We start from the raw sequence: 3423 nt of genomic DNA, 5'->3' as shown, positions 1-3423 counted from the left end.
CCGCAGGTGTTCGGCGACCAGACCGACGTCCCGGAGTCCGCCGACTGGTGGAACGCCACCTACTGCATCATGTGGGGTTCCAACGTCCCGGTCACCCGCACCCCCGACGCCCACTTCATGACCGAGGCCCGCTACCGCGGGCAGAAGGTCGTCGTCGTCTCCCCCGACTACGCCGACAACACCAAGTTCGCCGACGAGTGGCTCGCACCCCATCCCGGCACCGACGGCGCCCTCGCCCTGGCCATGGGCCACGTCATCCTCACCGAGCACTACGCGCAGCGCCGCACCCCGCAGTTCGCCGAGTACGCGGCGCGCTTCACCGACCTCCCGCACCTCGTCGTCCTCGACGAGCACGGCGACGCGCCGGGGCCCGGCCGCGCCACGTACGTCCCGGGGAAGTTCCTCACCGCGGCGGACCTGCCCGACGGCGTCGGGCGCCCCGGCGACGACGACGCCGCCTCCTCGAACGCGCGCTTCAAGACCGTCGTGCTCGACGCCGACGGCACGCCGCGCGTCCCGAACGGCAGCCTCGGCCACCGCTACGGCGAGGCCGACGCGGGCCGCTGGAACCTCGACCTCGGCGACATCGACCCGCTGCTCTCGGTCGCCGACCCGCACGGGGTCTTCTGGGGTGCTCCGCAGGCCGCCCCCACTCGCGACACCGTCCCCGGGCGACCGCCGTCGGCCGACCAGGGCTCTACCTCGCCCGACCAGGGCTCTACCTCGGCCGACCAGGGCTCTACCTCGGGGTACCAGGGCTCAACCTCGGCGGAGCTCACCTACGAGACGGTCGCCGTCGCGCTGCCGCGGTTCGACCTCGACCCGACGCCGGGCGACGAGGCCGCCGCGCACCTGGGCGGCGCGGGCGTCGTCGTGCGCGGGGTCCCGGCCCGCCGCGTCGGCGGGCGGCTCGTCACGACGGTGCTGGACCTGCTGCTCGCGCAGTACGGCGTGAACCGCCCGGAGCTGGGGCTGCCCGGCGAGTGGCCCGCGGGCTACGACGACGACGCGACGCCCGCGACGCCCGCGTGGCAGGAGCGGTTCACCGGGGTCCCGGCCGCGGCGGCCGAGCGCATCGGGCGGGAGTTCGCGCAGAACGCGCTGGACTCGGGCGGTCGCTCGATGATCATCATGGGTGCGGGCACCAACCACTGGTTCCACTCCGACACGATCTACCGCGCGATGCTCGCGCTCACGACGCTCACCGGCTGCCAGGGCGTGAACGGTGGCGGGTGGGCGCACTACGTGGGGCAGGAGAAGTGCCGGCCGGTCACGGGCTGGGCGCAGTACGCGGGCGGACTGGACTGGTCGCGCCCGCCGCGGCAGATGATCGGCACCGCGTTCTGGTACCTCGCGACGGACCAGTGGCGCTACGACGGCCTGCCCGCGGACGCGCTCGCGTCGCCGCTCGCGCAGGGACAGTTCTCCGGGCGCACGACGGCGGACACGCTCGTCGAGTCGGCGCAGCGCGGCTGGATGCCGAGCTACCCGACGTTCGACCGCAACCCGCTCGACCTGGTGGACGAGGCCCGCGCGGCGGGCAAGGAACCCGCGCAGCACGTGGTCGACGAGCTCAAGGCAGGGAACCTGCGGTTCGCGTGCGAGGACCCGGACGACCCCGCGAACTTCCCCCGCGTCGTGACGGTGTGGCGCGCGAACATCCTCGGGTCGTCGGGCAAGGGCAACGAGTACTTCCTCAAGCACCTGCTCGGCACGGACGCCGCGGTCAACGCGGCCGAGTCGAGCCCCGAGCGCCGCCCGCGGTCGATGACCTGGCGGGACGAGGCGCCGCACGGCAAGCTCGACCTGCTCGTCACGCTCGACTTCCGCATGACGTCGACGACGCTGTTCTCCGACGTCGTGCTGCCCGCGGCCACCTGGTACGAGAAGCACGACCTGTCCTCGACGGACATGCACCCGTTCGTGCACTCGTTCAACCCGGCGATCAGCCCGCCGTGGCAGACGCGGACCGACTTCGACATCTTCCACACGCTGGCGGGGAAGGTGTCCGAGCTCGCGGTGACGCACCTCGGGGTCCGGGAGGACCTCGTCGCGGCGCCGCTCGCGCACGACACCCCGGACGAGATGGCGGTCCCGCACGGCGCGCTCACCGACTCGGGCCTGCCCGTGACGGAGCGCGAGCTCGTGCCGGGCGTGACGATGCCGAAGCTCGTGGTCGTCGAGCGGGACTACCCGGCGTTCGCCGCGCGCATGGCGTCGCTCGGCCCGCTCACGGAGAAGGCGGGCATGGTGACCAAGGGCGTGCACTTCTCGCCCGCGCCCGAGGTCGCCGACCTCGGACGTCGCAACGGCCTCGTCCAGGACGGTCCTGCGGCCGGGCGCCCGCGCCTGGACCGCGACACGCACGCGTGCGAGATGATCCTCGCGCTGTCGGGGACGACGAACGGCCGGCTCGCGGTGCAGGGGTTCGAGCACGTGGAGCAGCGCACGGGCACCCGGCTCGCGGACCTCGCCCTGGACGAGCAGGGCAAGCGCGTGACGTTCCCGGACGTGCAGTCGCGCCCGACGCCGGTCATCACCTCTCCCGAGTGGTCCGGGTCGGAGCACGGGGGCCGCCGGTACTCGGCGTTCGTCGTCAACGTGGAGCGGCTCAAGCCGTGGCACACGCTCACGGGTCGCCAGCACCTCTACCTCGACCACGACTGGATGATCGAGCTCGGCGAGCACATGCCGATCTTCCGGCCGCCGCTCGACATGCACCGCCTGTTCGGCGACTCGCCGGTCGTGGGCGACACGTCGCCGTCGGGCTACCCCGCCTCCGGCGGTCACGCCGAGGTCGCGGTGCGGTACCTGACGCCGCACAACAAGTGGTCGATCCACTCGGAGTACCAGGACAACCTCTTCATGCTGTCCCTGTCCCGTGGCGGCCCGAACGTCTGGATGTCGCCCGCCGACGCCGCCAAGATCGGGGTCGCGGACAACGAGTGGATCGAGGCGTACAACCGCAACGGCGTGGTCGTGGCGAGGGCGGTGGTCAGCCACCGGATGCCGGAGGGCACGGTGTACATGCACCACGCGACCGACCGCACGATCGACGTCCCGCTCGCCGAGACGTCCGGGCTGCGCGGCGGCATCCACAACTCGCTCACGCGCATCCTCCTCAAGCCGACGCACCTCGCGGGCGGGTACGCCCAGCTCTCCTACGCGTTCAACTACCTCGGGCCCACGGGGAACCAGCGCGACGAGATGACCGTCATCCGCCGACGCAGCCAGGAGGTGCGGTACTCGTGACACGCGTGACACTCGTGACCCGGAGCGGAACGGCGCGGGGCCCGGCCGCGGGCAGGGTGTCGTCGGCGCGGGAGGGGGTGACGTCGTGCGGGTGATGGCGCAGATGTCGATGGTGATGAACCTGGACAAGTGCATCGGGTGTCACACGTGCTCGGTCACGTGCAAGCAGGC

At 72.4% G+C, this 3423-nt stretch carries 1 protein-coding gene; it reads left to right on the top strand.

Annotation, left to right across the window (positions count from 1 at the left end):
* The coding region (locus ACTJIY_RS20760; RefSeq protein WP_440675394.1) for a molybdopterin-dependent oxidoreductase at positions 1 to 3252 on the top strand (3252 nt) is incomplete at its 5' end.
* Between the last annotated feature and the right edge of the window lie 171 nt (positions 3253 to 3423).

The sequence above is a fragment of the Cellulosimicrobium sp. 22598 genome (genome assembly GCF_052044445.1).
GTDB classification, from domain to species: domain Bacteria; phylum Actinomycetota; class Actinomycetes; order Actinomycetales; family Cellulomonadaceae; genus Cellulosimicrobium; species Cellulosimicrobium cellulans_G.
Note: the sequence above shows the minus strand (reverse complement) of the source record. Positions and strands in the feature narration are given on the sequence as shown.